Source organism: Collinsella sp. An2 (assembly GCF_002160065.1).
GTDB lineage: Bacteria > Actinomycetota > Coriobacteriia > Coriobacteriales > Coriobacteriaceae > Limicola.
Genome location: NZ_NFJW01000002.1, coordinates 144,718 through 161,452 on the forward strand (window position 1 = coordinate 144,718; position 16,735 = coordinate 161,452).

15 protein-coding genes and 1 tRNA gene are annotated in these 16,735 nt (G+C 62.0%); 12 read left to right on the forward strand and 4 right to left on the reverse strand.

Going from position 1 to position 16,735, the window contains the following annotated elements; translation table 11 throughout:
• Positions 1-413: 413 nt before the first annotated feature.
• A tRNA-Gly gene (locus tag B5F33_RS02475) sits at positions 414-488 on the reverse strand.
• Between the two features lie 345 nt (positions 489-833).
• On the opposite strand from B5F33_RS02475, the gene B5F33_RS02480 reads away from it, so the two are divergent.
• Positions 834-986, forward strand: coding sequence for an aspartate/glutamate racemase family protein (locus B5F33_RS02480; protein ID WP_343215917.1), 153 nt, complete (start codon positions 834-836; stop codon positions 984-986).
• A gap of 145 nt (positions 987-1,131) precedes the next feature.
• Entirely contained in the window at positions 1,132-2,478 is a 1,347-nt protein-coding gene (gene purB / locus B5F33_RS02485; RefSeq protein ID WP_087410216.1) for an adenylosuccinate lyase, read from the forward strand.
• A 255-nt stretch (positions 2,479-2,733) separates the two neighbouring features.
• Here the strand turns inward: purB and B5F33_RS02490 are convergent, their stop codons facing one another.
• Positions 2,734-3,327, reverse strand: coding sequence for an iron-sulfur cluster assembly scaffold protein (locus tag B5F33_RS02490; RefSeq protein WP_087410217.1), 594 nt, complete (start codon positions 3,325-3,327; stop codon positions 2,734-2,736).
• A gap of 65 nt (positions 3,328-3,392) precedes the next feature.
• Positions 3,393-4,181 carry a hypothetical protein gene (locus B5F33_RS02495; protein WP_087410218.1) on the reverse strand — a complete coding sequence of 263 codons (789 nt, stop codon included), beginning with the start codon at positions 4,179-4,181 and terminating at the stop codon, positions 3,393-3,395.
• Positions 4,182-4,330: 149 nt separating this feature from the next.
• Here B5F33_RS02495 and B5F33_RS02500 point away from each other — a divergent pair, with 149 nt between their 5' ends.
• From B5F33_RS02500 to B5F33_RS02525, 6 genes are all read left to right on the forward strand, one after another.
• Positions 4,331-5,959: a helix-turn-helix transcriptional regulator gene (locus tag B5F33_RS02500; RefSeq protein WP_158095288.1), complete on the forward strand. Its 1,629-nt coding sequence runs from the start codon at positions 4,331-4,333 to the stop codon at positions 5,957-5,959.
• A gap of 405 nt (positions 5,960-6,364) precedes the next feature.
• Positions 6,365-7,090, forward strand: coding sequence for a 4Fe-4S binding protein (locus B5F33_RS02505; RefSeq protein WP_087410220.1), 726 nt, complete (start codon positions 6,365-6,367; stop codon positions 7,088-7,090).
• A 14-nt stretch (positions 7,091-7,104) separates the two neighbouring features.
• Positions 7,105-9,351 carry an aldehyde ferredoxin oxidoreductase gene (locus B5F33_RS02510; RefSeq protein WP_087410221.1) on the forward strand — a complete coding sequence of 749 codons (2,247 nt, stop codon included), beginning with the start codon at positions 7,105-7,107 and terminating at the stop codon, positions 9,349-9,351.
• A 21-nt stretch (positions 9,352-9,372) separates the two neighbouring features.
• The gene (locus tag B5F33_RS02515; RefSeq protein WP_087410222.1) at positions 9,373-10,056 is read left to right on the forward strand and encodes a cytochrome c3 family protein; all 684 of its coding nucleotides are present in this window, start codon (positions 9,373-9,375) and stop codon (positions 10,054-10,056) included.
• A 233-nt stretch (positions 10,057-10,289) separates the two neighbouring features.
• A complete protein-coding gene (locus tag B5F33_RS02520) occupies positions 10,290-10,562 on the forward strand; it encodes a TIGR03905 family TSCPD domain-containing protein (RefSeq protein ID WP_087410223.1) in 273 nt (90 codons plus the stop codon).
• A 123-nt stretch (positions 10,563-10,685) separates the two neighbouring features.
• Positions 10,686-11,819, forward strand: a complete 1,134-nt coding sequence (locus B5F33_RS02525) for a hypothetical protein (RefSeq protein ID WP_239284678.1) — start codon at positions 10,686-10,688, stop codon at positions 11,817-11,819.
• 69 nt (positions 11,820-11,888) lie between these two features.
• On the opposite strand, the gene B5F33_RS02530 is transcribed toward B5F33_RS02525, so the two are convergent.
• A complete protein-coding gene (locus B5F33_RS02530) occupies positions 11,889-12,482 on the reverse strand; it encodes a GNAT family N-acetyltransferase (RefSeq protein WP_087410224.1) in 594 nt (197 codons plus the stop codon).
• A 158-nt stretch (positions 12,483-12,640) separates the two neighbouring features.
• Here B5F33_RS02530 and B5F33_RS02535 point away from each other — a divergent pair, with 158 nt between their 5' ends.
• The 4 genes from B5F33_RS02535 to B5F33_RS02550 all read left to right on the forward strand — a co-directional run bounded on the left by B5F33_RS02535 (position 12,641) and on the right by B5F33_RS02550 (position 16,606).
• Entirely contained in the window at positions 12,641-13,363 is a 723-nt protein-coding gene (locus B5F33_RS02535; RefSeq protein WP_087410225.1) for a response regulator transcription factor, read from the forward strand.
• A 9-nt stretch (positions 13,364-13,372) separates the two neighbouring features.
• Positions 13,373-14,974 (forward strand): HAMP domain-containing sensor histidine kinase, encoded by a 1,602-nt coding sequence (locus B5F33_RS02540; RefSeq protein WP_087410226.1) that lies wholly within the window; start codon positions 13,373-13,375, stop codon positions 14,972-14,974.
• Between the two features lie 81 nt (positions 14,975-15,055).
• Positions 15,056-15,934 (forward strand): phosphoribosylaminoimidazolesuccinocarboxamide synthase, encoded by an 879-nt coding sequence (locus tag B5F33_RS02545; RefSeq protein WP_087410227.1) that lies wholly within the window; start codon positions 15,056-15,058, stop codon positions 15,932-15,934.
• On the forward strand, positions 15,935-16,606 hold the full coding sequence (locus B5F33_RS02550) for a hypothetical protein (RefSeq protein ID WP_204214357.1): 672 nt from the start codon (positions 15,935-15,937) through the stop codon (positions 16,604-16,606).
• Positions 16,607-16,735 lie beyond the last annotated feature (129 nt).

The following is a 16,735-nucleotide window of genomic DNA, read 5'->3' on the forward strand; positions in this document are numbered from 1 at the left end:
AGCCAAGCGGGCGCCAGAGGGTCTGCGGCCATCCCGCACGTAGGCGCGGCGAGGCGTTTCTAGGGCGCCGTGGACAAATTTTCGAGAAGTCTGTAATCATGGCCGCCAACTCTGGTCCATGTATAGGATTCTGGGCGCTGTTTGGTCGAGAATCGCATTATCTAACCCTTCATAGGGGGCTGATCCGGGCCAGTACCTACAGACAAGTCGAAAATTTGTCCACCTCGGCCGGTCGAAGCGCCGTCTAGGGTTCGCCAGGGCATCGAATCGGCCTCAATCCTATACAAATTACACGCAGAATTATGCATATGAAAAATACCCGCGTATTTCCTCGGTCTCGTGACCTCACGGTTTGAGTTCACGGAGCGGGCCCAAACAAGAAAGGTCCCCATCGCTGGGGACCTTGACGATTCTGGAGCGGGCAACGGGACTCGAACCCGCGAGTGTCAGCTTGGGAAGCTGATGCCTTACCACTTGGCGATGCCCGCGTATGTGCGCAAACGCGCGTATCGGACAGTATACCGTGCGCTCCTTTTTCGAGCAAGGTTCTTACGTCCAGTTGAGAACGGCGCAAATCATCATTCGCGCTTAGCGCTTAGGTGGGAATCCCCGACACCAGCGTGAAGTGGAGTGTCCTCACGGCGGTAGTCATCCCGCCCGAGGAGCATCGCGAATACGAGCGCCTGCGCGAAGCTCGGGTGGATGCAGCCGAGCTCGCCTTGGTAAAGGAGCGTCTCACGCGATAGGACGGCGACACGAGTAAGCTCAAAACGCATGATGAGCTCTGTCATGGTGATATACGTGATGACTCCCGCGCTGAGTATCTTCGCATCATTGATGGACTGGCAAAAGATGGAGCTCAAGGTGTAATTCTTGGCTGCACGGAGATTGGACTGCTGGTTCACCAAGACGATACGGAGGTTCCCCTGTTCGACACCACGCAGATCCATGCCCGCCGTGCGGCGCTGGCCGCGCTTGGCGAGTAGCCCCGGCCATCGTCCGCCCCTGTGGTGGGACAACGGAACCTGTAGCTGTAGCTCCCGGTAGCGCCGGTGAACCCGTACAATGATGAGGTTACGTATCGAGGTGTCACTGCCCGCGCGCGGACGCCCAACGCCAAAAGGAGCCTGCATGATCGACCGCTATACCCGCCCGGAGATGGGCCATATCTTCTCGCTCGAGAACAAGTACGCCATCTGGCAGGAGATCGAGGTGCTCGCCTGCGAGGCTCAGGCAGAGCTGGGCAAGATCGGCATCACGAAGGAGGAGGCTGCTTGGATTCGCGAGCACGCCGCCTTCAACAAAGAAGAGGTCGACGCCATCGAGGCGGTTACTAATCACGACGTCATCGCCTTCCTTACCAACATGGGCGAGCATATCGACAAGGATGTGCCTGAGGGCGAGCCCAAGCCGAGCCGCTGGGTCCACTTTGGCATGACATCGTCCGATCTTGGCGATACCGCTCTGTGCTACCAGCTCGTCCAGGCAACCGATATCATCATCGAGGACGTGCGCAAGCTCGGCGAGATCTGCAAGCGTCGCGCCTTCGAGGAGCGCAACACCCTCTGCGCCGGTCGCACGCATGGCATCCATGCCGAGCCCATGACCTTTGGCATGAAGTTCGGTAGCTGGGCATGGGAGCTCAAGCGCGACCTCGACCGCCTTATCGACGCACGCAAGAACGTGGCCTTCGGTGCCATCTCGGGCGCGGTGGGCACCTATTCTTCCATCGATCCGTTTGTTGAGGAGTACGTCTGCGAGCACCTGGGCCTCGTGCACGATCCACTGTCCACGCAGGTCATCAGCCGCGACCACCACGCCTACCTGGCCGGCGTCCTGGCCACCACGGCGGCCACCTGCGAGCGCATCGCCACCGAGGTCCGCAACCTCCAGAAGACCGACACCCTGGAGGCCGAGGAGCCGTTCAAGAAGGGTCAGAAGGGCTCCAGCGCCATGCCGCACAAGCGCAACCCCATCACCATGGAGAAGGTCTGCGGTCTCTCGCGCGTGGTCAAGGCCAACGCTCAGGTCGCTTTCGACAACGTGGCGCTGTGGCACGAGCGCGACATCAGCCACAGCTCCGCCGAGCGTGTGGCGCAGGCCGACAGCTTCATCGCGCTCGACCACATGTTCCAGTGCCTTATCCGCGTCATCGACGGGCTCATCCTCTATCCCGAGCAGATGAAGGCCAACCTCAACAAGACGCGCGGCCTCATTTTCTCGTCCAAGGTGCTGCTCGCCCTCGTGGAGACCGGCATCACGCGCGAGGAGGCCTACGCTATCGTGCAGGAGAACGCCATGGCCACCTGGCGCGAGGTCCAGCAGTGCCAGGCCGGCACCACGTTCCGCGAGAAGCTCGAGGTCGACCCGCGCTGCACCGTGAGCGCCGAGGAGCTCGATAAGATCTTCGATCCGTGGGACTTCCTCACGCGTATCGACCGCGTCTTCGACCGTCTTGAGGAGCTGAACTTCGACTAAGTTACAGCGCCAAGCAGCGTTCGACAGGATGGACGCTTCAACCTAATCAGAGTCCCAAGTGTGCAAACGCTTGGGACCCTGATTCGTTCTTCATGTGAGTTGTAAGCGCAGAGCCGCTCCTGGCTTCTCAAGAGATTGTGCGCTGCGTCGGGAGGCTTTCGTCCCGCGTGCAGTTTGCGAAGCACTGTCTGAGCACGGGACGAAAGCCTCCCGACGCCTCCCGCTGATCGCTGAGGCTAATTCACCGTCGCCCCGCTAGTCGATCTCTCCTGCCTCGCGCAGCTCCTGATCGACGCGCTCGTCGCGCAACGAGCAGTTTTCGGTAAGCAGGCAGTTGACACACAGCTTGTCGCAGGGAAGCGCTTCGTCGAGTTGAGCGAGCGAGAAGCCCTTCACGCGCAGGTAATAGTCGCCGATGATCGCTCGAATGGCCTCGATGGCAAAGGTCAACGTGTACATGCGCCCGTTGGGAAGGCCATCCACCGCATCGAGAATCTGCTCCTGCGTGATGGTGAGTGCCTCGTCGACCGTCTTGCCGGTGAGCATATCGGCCACGACGGTGGCACAGGCGATGGCGGCAAGACATCCGTGGCTGCGGAATCCGACTTCCACAAAACGGTCGGTTTCGGGGTCCATCCTGGCAAAGAGCTGCATTTGAACGGTTCCGCGCTTCTCGCGCCCGACGCTGCAGAACGCATTGGCGCCCTCGGGCACGCCGCCGTTGCGGGCGTCGGCTATGAGGTCAAGCGCGCGGTCGGAATACTCGGTAATGGGCGCGTCGTTTTCAATCTGGTACATATCGGGGGTGCGCAGAAACGGCGTATCCTCGGTGATGTGCTGCTTGGGCATGATGTCTCCTTGAGAGTGAATCGTATGGGGCAACGTGGGCGGTCGACGGGAATCGTAGCCTGCAGCTACGGATTCATACCCTTCTCAACGCCGTACCATTGGGCAAGGGCCTTGCCCTGCGCGTCACTCAGATACCAGTCCGAGTAGTAATAGGCCTCGCCTTTGCTCGTGTGGGTGACATGGATGTCTTTGAACGCCTCGTTTGCTGCGACCTTCTCATACACCTGCTTGGTTCGCGCGGGAGACCACAGGTAGGGCGGATTCATGAAGCTGTCCTGAGCAACCGGCCGCGGGTAGACGCGTGACTCGGTGCGGACAACGTCTACAAAGGTCGCCACCTCGTCGTCCTCCGCCGTGAGATAGAGTGCGTGGGCAAAGCTGTGGGACATGAGGGCGGCCGAATAGAGATAGATGGCCTTCTTGCCCATGATGAGTGCGAGGTCGCATACATCGGGCTCCGGCAGGGGCTCGTCGGGATTCACCTCGCGGCCCTCAAGCTGCACGTCCAGCGGCTTTGGGGCCGAAAGCTTGCCGCGCACCTCGGTCGCCTCGGCATGGTCGTGCTCCTGGATATAGAGCAGCGCTTGCTCTTCAAATGCTTTGGCATCCATGCCCTCGGGCGCGAAGGAGCGCTTCTTCCACCGGGATGATGTGGTGAGCTTGCCTTCGTAGGAGCGCTGGCGAATATCGGTGTACGCAGCGTCCAAAGCGCGGACGAGGGCGTTGTGCCGATGGATCTGCTCAAGCTCTTCAGGCGTCGGCTCGCTGTCCTCGCCGGTGTCCTCCTCCGACGGGTCGGGTTGCGTCGCTGCGCGCTCCGCCTCGTCGTCTGGGCGGTGCAAGGTGCTGTCCATGACGGGTTCCTCCGCTCTCCTGTCTCCCCACATGTGCCATCAAGTGTAGTACAAGGTATACTGCTATTCACCTAAAAGAGGTGACCCATATGACCTTGCGTTCGCCCAAGGTGGCAGGGTGTTGTGACAATCGGCTGGGAGGTGGAGCAATGGCTAACGACGGCGCATCGACAAACCGCACGGGGGATGCGGCCGCACAGCGTGACGCCACTGCGATGCCCGCCTTCTCCGTTGACACCTACAAGGTGTTGGCCCCGCCCATTGCCGGCATTGCGAGCTCCACGATGGTTGCCAACCTCATCATCCAGGAGGCCCACCGTACCACCGGCGTCTCCACGGCTGGCGGTCTCACGATGGTTGCGGCCTGCGCGGTTCTGGCGGTGCTGTTTATATCAACTCTGGTGGTCAAGCGATATACCAAGCGCGCCGTGTCCCTCATGACCTTCCTGTCGGTCCACATTTCGGGTCTCTCTGCGCTTGCGTTGACGTTTCTCGACGTCGCCGGGAGCGCTCCGGACGTGTTGCGCACCGCTCTGGAGTGCGCGGCGACCGCAGCAAGCGCGCTGCTGAGCTTCTACTGGATGCGAAAGCTTCGAGGGACCTCGGCGCAAGCGGTGGTCGTGGTCGCGTTCTGCGCGCTTGCCCTCTCGGAGTTCGGGACCTTCGTGGCGAGCTTCTCCGGCAACCTCGTGGCCCACGCCATAGCGTTTGTGCTGGCGTTCGCCCAGTTTCTCTACGTGCGCGTCTCGCGCGCTATGGATGTGCCGAGCGACCAGTTCCCCGCGGTGTCCGAATCGTATTTTGGCACCGACCGCGATCGCTTCTCGAACCGCAGCTTCCTGGCCGTAGCGGCTGTCGGCTTTTGGTTCATCTCCATTCCGATGGGCATGGGCCGAGGGTTTCCAGCTGGCGATGCCATCTTTATGAGCCCGGTGCCGCGCTTCTTGGCACTCGTGTTCGTCTGCGTAGTGAGTGCGGTATGGGTTCGTCACGGCATGGCGTCCCGCATGCGCGCCCTCACCACGAGCATCTGGGTCGTCATGGAGCTTTTGCTGGCCCTCGGAGCCATCTTCTTCGCTATATGGCCGCGCTCGATCGGCGTCGGCGCATCGTTCATCATGGCGTCTGCTCTCGTACTTCAGGCGTTTATCTGGTATCTCACCATGGCGTTTATCAGCTTTGGATGGCGTGACGCCTATTACTATGCGTCCGCAGCGTGGATCAGCATGAATGTGCTCACCGTGGCGGGCATGGAGGTCGATCGCCTGCTGGCGCGTGTGTTCTTCGACAACACGCCGGTAATCATCTCCATCATGAGTCTCTTTGTGCTTGTGAGCGCACAGGTGGTCTACACCAAGCTGCTCTCGGCGCCGTCGCAGCAAAGCGAAGCGAGCTCCCAAGAAGACGCCGCTACATCCGAGCATGACGGGCGCGGGCACATCACGCAGGACGACGTCCGCCGCATCCCGCTCATGGGGGTCATGGCGCTCAGACCCCAGGCGGAGCTTCCGCTGCCCAGCGTCAACCCCGACGCACGCATCGCTACGTCGGTGATTGAGCTTGGCCAGCGCTTCGGTCTTACTGGTCGCGAGATCGAGGTCTTGACGCTCTATGCGCTCGGTCATACCCAGGCGCGCGTGAGCGAAGAGCTTCAGCTGTCTCAGAACACGGTGCACACTCACATCAAACGCATCTACGAGAAGACCGACCTTCATTCGCGCCAGGAGATTCTGGATTACATCAACGAATACGGGTCGGCCGCCGCGCCGCGCGGCTAACGCCGAGGCATGTGTCGAAGCCCCTTGTCGCGTCCCTCGATCAATGTGCTCGCGGCGAGGTCGGGTTACCGCCAGGTCCGCCTCCGTCTGCGTTTCCAAAAACTGCTCGCGATGGTTCCCTTGCGACGGGTTGCGACGGACATCTCTCCGACGGTGGGGTGACCCGTATCACCCTCATCGGCGGCCTATACCCACCCGATGTATACGTACCCTCAAATAGGGGACAGGCAGGTAGGGGGCAAAAAAGCTCCAGCGAGCAAAAATTACCCAAAAGCGGGGGAACGTAATGAGGAGAACTCGTGGATAATCTACTCTGACAATTTGGGCGTGTTCGCCGCGCGCCCTGTCAGCTCTGTACTGCGGACGCACCAGGCGGCGTCCGTGAAGAATCAAGGGGAGGGAACTATGAACGAGAACACCGCTTTGGAGCAGGTTGGCTCCGGCGCGGACCGCCTCGACGCCTTCTTCACCCGTAGAGGGTTCGTGAAGGTTTCCGGCGCGTTCGTGGCCAGCATGGTGGCGCTCGGCCTGCTGCCCGACGAGGCGGCTGCCCAGCCCACGAGCTCGAACGGTCAGGTGGACTACTATGCCGCACCGACCCACGTGCTCAAGGTCAACCGTGCGCGCTGCACCGGTTGCCAGCGCTGCGAGATGAGCTGCACGCTCACCAACGACGGCGTGTCCCAGCCCGCCGCTGCGCGTATCCACGTGCACGACGGCTTCCAGTACGGCGCCGGCCTGGACACCGGCGACGGCATCTTCTACTCCGCCGAGTGGATGATCCGTCAGTGCCACATGTGCAAGGCTGCCATGTGCCAGACCGCGTGCCCGCACGGCGCTATCCTGACCAACGACAACGGCGTGCGCTACGTCGATGCCGACAAGTGCGTTGGCTGCGGCACCTGCGTGGCCTCCTGCCCGTGGAACATCCCGGTGGTCAACACCGTGACGGGCAAGTCCGCCAAGTGCATCGCCTGCGGCCGCTGCGCCGATCAGTGCCCGAACGGCGCCATCGAGCTCGTCGAGTGGGAGAACGTCAACCATTCGTCCGGTCCTACCCGTACCGAGGATCCCGCACCGCTCGTGAGCGAGACGCAGGATTATGTCGGCGGCGGCAAGATCGCTCAGTAAGTTAGGAGATACCAATGGCTGATACTGCCACTTACGGTTCTTATGGTTGGGCGGGCCAGATCGCCCGTGTCAACCTGACTGACGGAACCATCTCCGTCGAGTCCGACGAGGCGATGCAGGACGATTACATCGGCGGCATGGGCTTCGCGAACAAGATCATGTATGACGAGGTGCCTGCCGGCACCGCGTGGGACGCGCCCGAGAACAAGGCCGTCCTTGCCGTCGGCCCTCTCACCGGCTCCGGCGTGCCTCTGGGCGGCCGCTCCACGTGGGCGACGCTGTCCACCTTCACGACGGACTACCAGGTTGTCGACTGCCACTGCGGCGGTCAGCTCGGCGCCACCCTCAAGTATTCCGGCCATGACGGCCTGATCATCGAGGGCGCTTCCGACAAGCCGGTCTACATTCTCATCGACGACGACAAGATCTCGATTGAGGACGCTTCCTCCGTGTGGGGCAAGGGCACCCGCGAGACCAACGAGGCCCTGTGCAAGAAGCACGGCTTCGACGCCTGCGTCGCCGCCATCGGCCCGGCTGGCGAGAACCTGCTTCCCTATGCCTGCGTCATCAACACCCGCTCGCACTCCGCGGGCGCTGGCCTGGGCGCAGTGCTTGGTTCCAAGAAGTGCAAGGCCGTCGTCGTGCGCGGCACCAAGGCCGTGAACGTCGCCGACCCGCAGATGGTCTCCGACCTGTCCGACTACATGATCGCCCAGGTCCTGGGCTCCAACAACAACCACGTGGTGCCGTCCACCCAGCAGTCCTGGGCCGAGTACTACGACAAGGGTTCGCGTTGGACCGCCAAGAAGGGCCTCTACTGGGCTGCCGCCGAGGGCGGTCCCATCGAGACCGGCGAGCCGAAGCCCTTCGAGCCCAACACCATGGGCTATCGCTGCATGAAGTCCACCAAGGACATGGGCCCCGAAGCCGAGAAGTACACCGTCAAGATGGCCGGCTGCCACGGCTGCCCGGTGCGCTGCTACTCTCAGGTGCGCGTGCCGCAAGTCCGCGAGATCACCGGTTACGACGCCACGGGTAACACCTGCGTCCCGAACTTCCCGGTGACCTCCTACTTCTGCTCCATCCAGGACATCGAGGGCATGACCACCGAGGATGGCACCCTCACCGATATGTCGGTTGTCTACAACCAGGTCGTTTCGGCCACGGTCGACGACCTCGGCCTGTGGTGCAACTACGCCCAGCTCTATCGTGACCTTGCTCGCACCTACAAGGAGGGCATCCTCCAGCGCGAGCTCGGCGACGAGTACGGCGAGTATGACTGGGCTGGCATCATGGCTGGCACCAACCCCGCCGGCTGGGTGAAGGTTCTCACCGACATCGCCTTCAACAAGAAGAAGATTTCTCTGCTGGGCCACGGCCCCATCGTGTGGTGCAAAGAGTGGGACGACATGAAGTGGTTCGACACCACCAAGTCCTGCCTCATCAACTATCGCGGTTGGCCAGTCCACCACGCCATCGAGTGCTTCGGCCAGGTGGGCGGCGTCTACAACATGATGTTCAACCGCGATGACATGATTCACTCTGCGGTGAACTTCCAGGGCTGCGGCCTGCCCATCGACCTCAAGAAGGAGATGGCTGCCGAGATGTGGGGCGGCGAGGACGCCATCGACCCCGACAAGAACTACACGCCCATGAACGAGCACAAGGCGGAGTTCTGCTGGTGGAGCATCGTCACCGACGTGCTGCATGACTGCCTGACGGTCTGCAACTGGGTGTGGCCGATGGCCATGGCCCCCGCCAAGGAGCGCAGCTATCGTGGCGACCTGGACCTCGAGGCCCAGTTCTACACCGCGGTCACTGGCAAGGAGGTCACCATCGACGACCTCTACAAGGCGGCCGAGCGCGTCATGACGCTGCAGCGCGCCAACACCGTCCGCGGTATGAAGGACGCCGACGGCAACATGGGCTGCAACGACTTCCGCAACGTCCATGATGTCATCACCGAGTGGCCCTTCACCAAGGACCCCGACATCGAGCCCTTCACCGCCGGTACCGACAAGATGGAGAAGGACGACTTCCAGACGGCCCTCACCATGGTGTACAAGCGCTTTGGCTGGGACGAGGAGCTGGGCTGCCCGACCAAGCAGTGCCTTGAGGACCTCGGCATGGACGACGTTGCGTCCGACCTGGAAGACCTGGGGCTCCTGCCCGACGGCGGCACGCCCTACGACGAGCGTACGCGCAAGTACGACGGCATTCTGTCCAAGTACTGCGGCGACAACCCCGCGCTCAGCGCGTAATGCGTTCGGAGAGGAGAGAACATGGCTGATGAGATCAAGGAGGGCACGGAGGCTCAGGCCACCGATGCCACCCCGAAGAAGAAGCGCAACTGGAAGGCCAAGCGCCTCCCGATCGTGATCGCTGCTGTCGTGGTCGTCACGGTCCTCGGCGTTGCCGGCTGGGCTTGGCGCGCCACCCCTGAGTACTGCGACACGCTGTGCCACAGCACCATGGGCAAGTATTACAACTCGTTTGTGAACGACACCACCTCGCTTGCCTATGCGCACAAGGGTGTTGTGAACAACCAGTGCCTGGGCTGCCACGAGACCACCCTGCCGCAGTCTCTGCACGAGGTGCAGGCTCAGCTTTCCGGTGACTACAGCGACCCCATGGCGAAGGTCACCTATTCCAACGAGTTCTGCCTGCAGAGCGGCTGCCACACGGGTGCCGGCGTGATGCCGGGTGCGACCGAGTCCTCCACGGCCGACTGGTCGTTCGACCCGCACAGCACGATGCATGGCGTGCAGCAGTGCAACTCCTGCCACCTCATGCATGACCAGAGCGTCTTCACCTGCGCCGGCTGCCACACCTGGGGCGGCGACGAGGCCTGGTCGAAGACCCCCGATGGCTGGACCGAGTACACCCTTGAGGACGGCTCCATCACCGCCGCGCCCGAGGGCTGGACGATTCCCCAGCTGTTCGAGGCTTCCTCTGCTCAGAACTAATCTGCGCGCACAGGTATGCTAGACAAGGGGGCGACCCGAAGCGGGTCGTCCCCTTTTTTGCGCACGTGACGCGATGCGGTTTGGGTAGGCTTGGCGTCCGTGCGATGTTGCATGCGCCGGATATGGGTATGTGTAGGTTGATATATGGCCTCTGGGAGGCATGTCCAAGAGACGCTATAGTTAGGTTCATTCGCTACGACCCAGCAAGCATCGTACAGAGAGGGTGGTCTTTGATGATCAGCATCGACTACACGCCCCATGGCGTTTGTTCGCGAAACATCCATGTCGAGCTGGATGACACCGGTACCACGGTGACGGGCTGCTCGTTCACCGGCGGCTGCAACGGCAACCTCAAGGCCGTGTCCAAGCTTATCTGCGGCATGCCGGTCGACGAGGTAACTGCCCGCCTGCGTGGCAACACCTGCGGTCCGCGTCCGACCTCATGCGCCGACCAGCTCTGCTGCGCGCTCGACGCTGCCCAGGCTCAGGCCAAAACGCAGGGGTAAGGCATGTTCGCCCCCTGGAAACGTCTTCGGAGCGACGCGTCTGCGCCCTCCGTGCCCGCCGATTCCCGCGGCATCACCCGACGTCGCTTTACGCTGGGGAGTCTGGCTGCGGCGTCCGCCGGCATGGCAGCGATCACGTTGAGCTCCTGCACCTCGGATACCAATACGGACGATGGCGAGCCGCAGGTGGTTACCGACGAATCCCAGATCGTAGATATCATCAACGACTACGAAAACGTCGACACCGATCTTGCCGCAAGCGCGACCTACACCTTGCCGCTGGGCACGGTGCTCTTTCATACCGAGGGATCGTGGGCTGCAGCCATGATGGCTCCGGAGTCTTCACTGCATGTCAACACGCTCGGCGTGATGAGCCTTTCCAGCGGAGACCTCGTCACGCTTATCGAGGCGCCCACGCAAGGGGGAACCTTTGGCTTTTTCGACGTGCGCTGTTCCGACGGCGTGCTGGCTTGGGTCGAGGTCGACTACGCGGATCGTTCATGGGTGCTGCTGGGGCAAGCCCTCTCGGCAGGCACCCTCTCCGGTGAGGCGACCATACTCGATCAGGGCGATATCGACTGGGAGCCTCCGCGTTTTACCGTGTGGGGTACCAGCGTCATCTGGTACCGCATGCCGCAGGCGACCGGCGACAGCTCCTCGGAAGACTCGCACTGCTATCAATGGACGCTCGGGGACGACGAGGGCCAGGAGCTCTGGACCTCGCACGGGCGTTTCTCGGCTTCACCGCGCGTGGCCGACAGCATTTTGACCATCGTCCCGCGTGTCCGCGACGACGAGGGGACCTACTACGGTCTGACGGCGATCGACCTGACGGCGGGCGATAACACCCGCCGCGCCCAGCTGGTGCTTCCGCGCGGCGTCGCCCCCTTCGAGGCCACCTATCTCAACGATACGTTTGTGTTTTCAATCGAGGCGAGCTACAACGGGGTGGGTAGCCTGGGCAACATGGGAACCTTCATGGGCAACGAAGGCGGACCATATATATATGTGCGCCGCGAGCCGCAGAGCTGTGCTCTGCTGCTGGGAAACCGATATGTCGTGAAGTCCCAGGCGTCTCACTTTGTGATTGACCCCTCGGCGCAAACCTATGCCGTGCTCTCTGCGCCCGATCGGTGCCTGGACTTTGGCGACTGGACGGCGAGCGAGGGCGTCACCAACCAGTTGCTTACCTATGCGACGGTACGCGATGAGCAGGGGCTCCCTGCCAGCGTGACGGCGCGTGTGTTCACGGTGTAGCTGCGCCGCGCGCCATCCTCGGTGTTCTCAACGGGGCGGGTCCCGCGGTCCAGCCGGGCCTGCCTGCGCCTAGAGGCCTGCAAGCTGCTCGTTAGCCTCGCGCACGATACGCTCAACGTCTTCGGGCGCCGGCGGATGAGGGGCCTCGGGCACGGCGTCGAGCGGCAGCAGCTGCTTTTCCATCCAGGTGACCGAGAGCCACTGTCCCATTTTATAGCCGCAGGTCGTGTGCTCGCCACAGATGCGGTAGCCATGATGTTCGTGGAACGCAATGGATGCGCTGTTGTCCGACGTGATGCAGGCTTCGCTCATACGGATGCCCTGCGCGCGCATAAGCCCCTCGAGCGCCGCAAGCAGCACGCCTCCCAAGCCGCGCGCCTGATAGGGCCCATCGAGGTAGATTGATGTTTCCGAGGCCCAGCGATATGCCTCGCGCTCGCGGAACGAGCTGTTGTAGGCAAAGCCGGCAATACACCCTTTATCCAGGTCTTCAAGGACAAGGTGCGTGGTCTCGCGCAGATGCTCTTCGATGCGGTCGCGAAACTCTGCGATGCCAGGAACCTCGGTCTCGAAGCTCACGGTGGTGTCGGTGACAAACGGCGCGTAGATGGCCAGCAGCTCTTCGGCGTCGTGGGGCGTTGCAATGCGGATCCGAAACGGCATGGGGCCTCCTGGTAGAAAAAGCGCGAGTCTGGGCATAATGAGCAAAGAGTCTGCCCCGCCGCGCCGTTCGGCGAGCGGGTTGCCCTGCGGACAAGTGTAGCGTTTTCGTGCGCTACAATAAGTTTTGTTCTTTCGGATGAGACAAGGGGGCCCCACATATGGCTTCGGACGCAAGAAAAATCCTGCTCGTTGAGGACGAGAAGGCAATTCGCGACGCTGTCGCGGCATATCTCGAGCGCGAGGGCTATTGGGTCGTGGGCGTCGGCGACGGTCAGTCCGCCGTCGAGGAGTTCGAGAAGCATCAGTTCGACCTCATCGTGCTTGACCTCATGCTTCCGAAGCTATCCGGCGAGCGCGTCTGCCGCGCGATTCGCGACACCTCCGATGTCCCCATCATCATGCTTACCGCCAAGGGCGAGGTCGAGGACCGTATCATCGGCCTCGAGCTGGGCGCTGACGACTATCTGATCAAGCCGTTCTCGCCGCGTGAGCTTGTGGCTCGCGTGCGTGCCCTGTTCCGTCGCGCTCATCAGAGCGATGAGCCCCAGGTTGAAGTTCTGGACTTCGGCGACCTGGTCATCGACATCTCGGGTCACAAGATCCTGGTCGAGGGCCGCGAAGTCGACCTCACGGCGTCCGAGTTCAAGCTGCTCACCACCCTGGCGCGTCATCCGGGCCGCGTGTACAACCGCATGGAGCTGGTCGAGAAGGTGCTGGGTTACGACTTCGAGGGCTACGAGCGCACCATCGACAGCCACGTAAAGAACCTGCGCGCCAAGCTGGGAGACGACCCCAAGAAGCCGAAGTGGCTCTACACCGTTCATGGCGTGGGCTACCGTTTCGAGGCGCCCCAGCAGCCGGCTAAGGAGAAGACGGAGTAGCTACATCCCATGCTTTTCGCACGGTTTGAAATCGGACAGAAGCATAAACAGAACGACGAGGCGAGTTCCCGCGCAAGCTGGAATACGCCTCGTTCCGATTCGCGGCGCGGGCTAAGCTATGCCACGCGCATGGTGCTCTCGTTCGCGTTGACCTCGCTCATGACGGTGCTTGTGCTGACCGTGGTGGTCTCGGTGGTCTGGGGTGGCGTCTTTAGCGACTACACGCGCGCCAACATCTCAGAGATCGCCCAGCTCACGGCGCAGCGCCTGGCCGAATCCTACGAGGAGGACGGCGAGTGGTCCACTGATTTCCTGGCTTCCATCGCGGAGTCCAATCTGGTGTCGAGCGACATCGGCCTGCAGGTGATGGATGAAGACGGCACGATTCTCTACGACGATTCGTGGCCGGCTGCTCCCGCCGCTGCCGACGCCACGCGCGGCCGGACCGAAACAGGGACTTCGCTGGGGTCGGCTGCGGTGCCCGCAGACTCTGCCAGCACCTCGGCGATGGCGTCGCATAGCCCCGTCTCGACGGCACCCACCGACGCCGAGAGCGCCGTAACCGAACCCATCAAGCTCTCCGACGGTACCGTCGTGGGCCAGGTGCGCCTCTGGGTGCTTGGGTCCGACGCACTGCTTACCAAGGCCGATACCGCCTTCCGCGAAAAGACGTTCAACGCCATGTCCCTCGCAGCGATCATCGCCATCGCCATCGCGGTGCTCATGGGCTTCTTCATGTCACACATGCTCACCAATCAGGTGCGTCGCATCACTGCGACGGCCAAGCAGATTCGCGACGGAGACCTTTCGGCCCGCACCGGCCTGCGCGGCGACGACGAGATCGACCAACTGGGCGAGACCTTCGACGAGATGGCGACCTCCCTGGAAAAAGACTTGAAGCACGAGCGTCGCCTGACGTCAGACGTCGCACACGAACTGCGAACCCCGCTCATGGCTATGCTGGCCACGGTCGAGGCGATGCAGGACGGCGTGCTGCCGGCCGACGACGAGCATCTGGAAACAGTCGCATCCGAGACGCGCCGTTTGTCGCGTCTGGTGCAGCAGATGCTCGACCTGTCGCGCATGGAGAACCGAACCACCCCGCTCAACCTTGAGCCGGTCGACATGGTGGCGTTTGTCCAGCGCATCGTCTCCGGTCAACAGCAGCTGTTCACCTCGCACGACCTGCGACTCAAGTTTGTCGATGACATGCAGGGGCGTTCGAGCACGGTCGATGCCGACCCCGACATGATCACGCAGGCGATCATCAACATCATGAGCAACGCTATGCGCTATACCCCCGAAGGCGGTTGGGTCGTGGTATCGGTGCGCGGCGACCGCAAGTACGTGATGATTTCGGTGTCGGACACGGGTATCGGCATTGCCAAAGAAGACCTGTCTCGGATCTTTGGCCGCTTCTGGCGCGCCGACGCAAGCCGTGCCCGCGAGAAGGGCGGCCTTGGTGTGGGTCTTGCCGTCACCAAGTCGATTGTGGAGCGCCACCACGGGTTCATCACGGTCGAGTCCGAGCTGGAGAAGGGTACGACTTTTACGATTCATCTCCCGCGCGAGCACATGGCAGACGCGGCTTCAACTACAATGGAACACTAGCTTTGTCTAGCTGCCGCATGCGCGCTACGCATGCAAAACCGTATTCGTTCGTCGGATAGGAGTTGATCCTCAGTGACTTCCATGGAGCGTCGTCCCGATTCCCGCGGTAAGGTTCGCGATATCTACGAGGCGGGCGACAACCTGCTGATGGTCGCCACCGACCGTATCTCGGCCTTCGACTACATTCTGCCGGACGAGATTCCCTTCAAGGGCGAAGTCCTCAACCGCATCTCCGCGTTCTGGTTCAACAAGTTCGCCGACCTGGTTCCCAACCACCTGGTAAGCATCAACGTCGCCGACTTCCCCCAGGAGTTCGCCGAGTATAGCGACTATCTGTCCGGCCGTGCCATGCTTGTTCGTCGCGCCGAGCCCATCATGATCGAGTGCATCGTCCGTGGGTACCTGACCGGTTCGGGCAAGAAGACCTATGACGCCGACGGCACGGTGTGCGGCATCAAGCTTCCCGCCGGCCTCACCGAGGCATCGAAGCTTCCCGAGCCGATCTTCACCCCGTCCACGAAGGCGGCCATCGGCGATCACGACGAGAACATCTCGTTCGACCGCTGCGTCGAGATCGTTGGTTCCGACATCGCCGAGCAGATCCGCGACCTCTCGCTCAAGATCTATACCGCGGCCGCCGAGTACGCTGCGACCCGTGGCATCATCATCGCCGACACCAAGTTCGAGTTCGGCATCATCGACGGCAAGGTGACCCTCATCGACGAGTGCCTTACGCCCGATTCGAGCCGTTTCTGGCCTGCGGCTTCCTACGAGGAGGGAAAGGTCCAGCCCAGCTACGACAAGCAGTTCGTCCGCGATTGGCTGCGCGCCAACTGGGATATGACCGGCGAGACGCCGCATCTGCCCGCCGAGGTCATCGACGGTACGTCCGAGCGTTATCGCGAGGCGTTCCAGATCATCACCGGCGAGCCGTTCGTCAGCATGAAAGAGAGCAAGTAAGTGACTATTCGGAGTTCCAACAACAAGCGCACGCAGAACCAGGAGTACACGGGCATGGCCCGCAAGTCCGCAGCGTCTGCAAAGCCCGCCCGTGCCGCCGCCGGATCGGTGCGCGTGGTGCCTTCCTCTGCCAAGGCTCGTCGTAAAGAGGCTGAGCGCGGAGAATCGCTCGCGGGCCTGTCGCGCGAGGAGAAGCGCGCCCGCAAGCAGGAGGAGCGCCGCCGCGACGACCGTATTTACACGGCGTCGAACATCATGCTCAAGAAGGACCCTGAGTACAAGCATCTGCGCACCATCTTCTGGGTGCTGCTTGCCATCGGCATGGTGATCATCATCGCTGCTTGGGCCATGATGTTCGGTCTGGATGAGCAGGCGGTACAGGACACGTATGCCATCCAGCTTGGCTGCGTGATCGTGGCCTATGTGTTCATCATCGGCACGTTCATCTTTGACTTCGTGAAGATCCGTCCGCTGCGCAACTTCTATCGTAGCCAGGCGGAGGGCATGCCCGAGAAGAAGATCATCGCCCTGATCGAGCAGGAGGCTGCAGAGCCCAAGGGCAAAAAAGGCGACAAAGATCGTTCCGTCGAGCCTGTGAAGGTCGAAGACACCTCGACGGATGCCCCGGTCAAGAAGACCGGCCGCAAGAAGAATCATCGTTCGCGGCGGTAACGCCCGAATCGATACAAGTGCTGGGCGGTTTTCCTAAACAGGGTCTACCGCAGAGCAGCAGGTGGAAGAGGGCGGCTGCGGGGCCTGGTAGTCTCGCAGCCGCCCTTATGTCTGAAGGCGTTCGGTTGC